This window comes from Nitrosomonas sp. Nm33, from assembly GCF_900107265.1.
GTDB lineage: Bacteria > Pseudomonadota > Gammaproteobacteria > Burkholderiales > Nitrosomonadaceae > Nitrosomonas.
The window spans coordinates 1-2909 of sequence record NZ_FNPJ01000138.1 but is presented as its reverse complement, the minus strand read 5'-3'; the positions used below and the strand labels follow the sequence as shown (position 1 = coordinate 2909).

Annotated in this window: 5 protein-coding genes; 3 read left to right on the top strand and 2 right to left on the bottom strand. The window is 44.4% G+C overall.

Annotated features, from left to right (window positions below; translation table 11 throughout):
• Both BLV54_RS14935 and BLV54_RS14930 read left to right on the top strand, forming a co-directional pair.
• Positions 1-267, top strand: a 267-nt coding sequence (locus BLV54_RS14935) for a transposase (RefSeq protein WP_218132437.1), incomplete at its 5' end; no start/stop codon positions are given.
• 189 nt (positions 268-456) lie between these two features.
• Positions 457-1272, top strand: a complete 816-nt coding sequence (locus tag BLV54_RS14930) for an integrase core domain-containing protein (RefSeq protein ID WP_090572378.1) — start codon at positions 457-459, stop codon at positions 1270-1272.
• Between the two features lie 99 nt (positions 1273-1371).
• On the opposite strand, the gene BLV54_RS14925 is transcribed toward BLV54_RS14930, so the two are convergent.
• Complete coding sequence (locus BLV54_RS14925) at positions 1372-2169, bottom strand: glutathione S-transferase family protein (RefSeq protein WP_176969807.1); 798 nt, start codon at positions 2167-2169, stop codon at positions 1372-1374.
• A 239-nt stretch (positions 2170-2408) separates the two neighbouring features.
• Positions 2409-2564, bottom strand: coding sequence for a hypothetical protein (locus BLV54_RS16320; protein WP_176969806.1), 156 nt, complete (start codon positions 2562-2564; stop codon positions 2409-2411).
• Positions 2565-2745: 181 nt separating this feature from the next.
• Here BLV54_RS16320 and BLV54_RS14920 point away from each other — a divergent pair.
• On the top strand, positions 2746-2909 hold a 164-nt coding region (locus BLV54_RS14920), incomplete at its 3' end, for a LysR family transcriptional regulator (RefSeq protein WP_143032552.1).

Here is a 2909-nt window from a genome sequence, read left to right as displayed (position 1 = left end):
GCCGGCTGGCATAAAAGCAAGGATTTCGATTTGCCTGAGAACATCCGTTTGTTATTCCTGCCACCGTATTCCCCTGAATTGAATCCGCAGGAACATCTTTGGGATGAACTGCGAGAAAAATACTTTCATAACCGCGTATTTGACAGCATCGATGCGCTCGAGAATCATTTGGTTAATGCATTATATGATCTAGAAAATACCCCGACTTTAATCAAAAGTATAACCGGCTGGAATTGGATTATTAATGCAGTTTATAAAGCAAATTAGAATAACAAGCAGATGATACACTCCTCTTAGCTCTTTATTTATTCAAAAATATCGTATCCAATTTACATATGGGAATGCATCAAAATGAAATTATGATTTGCCACTTACTAAATTTATCCGCTTTTGTGAGCCATAAATAATATGTAAGAATTTCTAGCGTTGTTTACAGTATTGTGGAGAATACTGTAAATGAACATGCACAAACATATAAGACTTACGCCACTTGACCGTCAGGAGCTGTGGCAGCTTTACCAAACTCGCTGTTGGAAAGTGTCCCAACTTGCCGAACGCTTTCGAGTTTCAAGACCTACGATCTACACCGTTCTCAAACGGGCAAGGCTTAAGGAGTTTGTTTTCCGCGACAGTACCAATCAACGTTTTAAAACAATCCAGTACGGCCTCAAACGCTTGGCCAAAGTCGAGCAGTCCATCCAGGAGCGCTTGAAACGTGAGGCAAAGCGTTATAACAAGTCTTATCCTGGCGAACTCGTGCATTTCGATACTAAACGCCTACCTTTACTCAAAGGCCAATCACCCACCCAACCCAGGCAATACCTATTTGTCGCGATTGATGAATTCTCCCGAGAACTCTATGCAGCCATCTTGCCCGATAAAACCCGGAATAGCGCAGCCTGCTTCCTCACCGAAACCGTCATCGCCCAATGCCCTTACCAGATCGATTATGCTTATTCTGATAATGGCAAAGAATATAAAGGCACTGACAGTCATGCTTTCGTTAAAACCTGCAAAGCGCACGGCATCGGCCAGAAATTCACTCAAGTCAATCGACCCCAAGCCAACGGCAAAGCTGAACGCGCTATCCGCACCTTGATGCAGATGTGGCATGACAAGACCAACTTTAAAGACTGCACCGACCGGCAAATTCAACTCGGCCGCTTTATTAACTTTTATAACACTGTCAAACTACATAAGAGTTTGAATAACTCAACTCCTTATGAAATACTCCAATATTATTTCAATCAACCTCTCTGTAAACAACCCTGAAATTTCTTACAACTTAATCCTTAAAAGTTGCGCCTGAAATCACAGGCGCAACTGGCGTGATATTAATGTTGCCAGATGATCAGCCGCAGTATGTATGGATTAGACTTCACGCCCGAATATCCCTCCAAGGATTTTTCTGTCGATATGCTTATTAAGATAGGCTGCCTCAAACTCCCCGAAGAGTTCCTTCTTCGTAACGTCCAGTTCTGATTCTTTAGCCGACAGTATTTCACGGGTAGAAGGACGCTCACACATTGCATCGTAAAATGTCTGTAATGCAGGATCGTCTCGAAACAGATGCATCTCGGGTATTTCGAACAGCTCGGAAAACATTTGGCTAAGATCGAGCGTGTAGAACAACTGGAAATCTGGCAGAAAAGGCTCCTTGCCAAGCAGGAATGGCTCCATTCTTGAGCCATTAACCAGGCGGGGTAGCCACATTTTGCTTAACAGGACGGAACAAAGATTATAGATATGTGCTTCTTTTTCAATTTTGAGTTTCCATGCTTTTGGAAAATATGCGCTGACAACAAACCAGTTGAAGAATGGACCCGCAATGGAGAAAGTGATGAAGTCATTCTTGGCGTCAACCTGTGCACAAAGCATCGGATCATCAACAGGATAAAACTTTCGTGCTTCTGGGTAGATTCTTGCTAGATAACGACAGATCGCGTGACTTTCCGAAATATAAACACCATTGACATCCCTGAAACTGGGAATTTTCCCAAGAGGATTCCGTTCTATGTGCTCTGGCGTGAGCGTGCTCCCCTGAAACGGAGACACTCGTTCATAACGATAAGTCAGACCGGTTTCTGCGAGGAAGTGCGCGACCTGACTCATATAAGGTGAGAGCCAGAATCCGTATAGCGTGCGCTCGACATTTGATTGATCGGACATGGTAAATTCCTTCTGCATTGCAGTTTAATGTTGAGAGGTGCCTTATTAGAGACATGGTGCTGATGTGCCGCCGGCAGTACCCGGCTCGACGTTTCTTTCCAGAGTTGTTGACATATTTCAATACTCCTTTAATTAACTGCCTGTTACTGTTTGCGCGGATTTGACTTTATTCCCCATAAATATCAAACGTTTTATGGGAAGTCCCGTTACATCCTTCGCTCCTGCAAATACTTCACCTGTCAGGCAAAGGCTTGAAGCCCGTTCCAGAATAGTACTATTCCAAGCACCCCCAGCAGGCTAAACTTAAACATTGTTAATTTGTGCAATAACGGCATGCTGGAAGCACGAACACCTGCTTGCGGATAGCTGCGCAACTTTCGATGTTTTGTTGCCATTTCAATACTCCTTTTGGTTAATTCACTACCACTTCTTTCTGTAGGGAGCCGCTTGCTAGCGCAATTGGCAAATATTGCTTGCTATTAGCAAGTGATTAGAGTATATACCTCGATACGGACAGGTGTGTAGTCTGCTAAATTAGTTATCAGAGTTCTATTTTTGAAACGATGGGTAGCTCCTATGCAAGATCTGAATGATCTCTACTACTACGTCCAAGCCGTGGATCATGGCGGCTTTGCTCCGGCAGGCCGGGTCCTGGGCATGCCGAAATCGAAGCTTAGCCGCCGCATCGCCAAGCTGGAAGAGCGCTTGGGTGTGCGCCTGATCCAGCGCTCGACACGTCA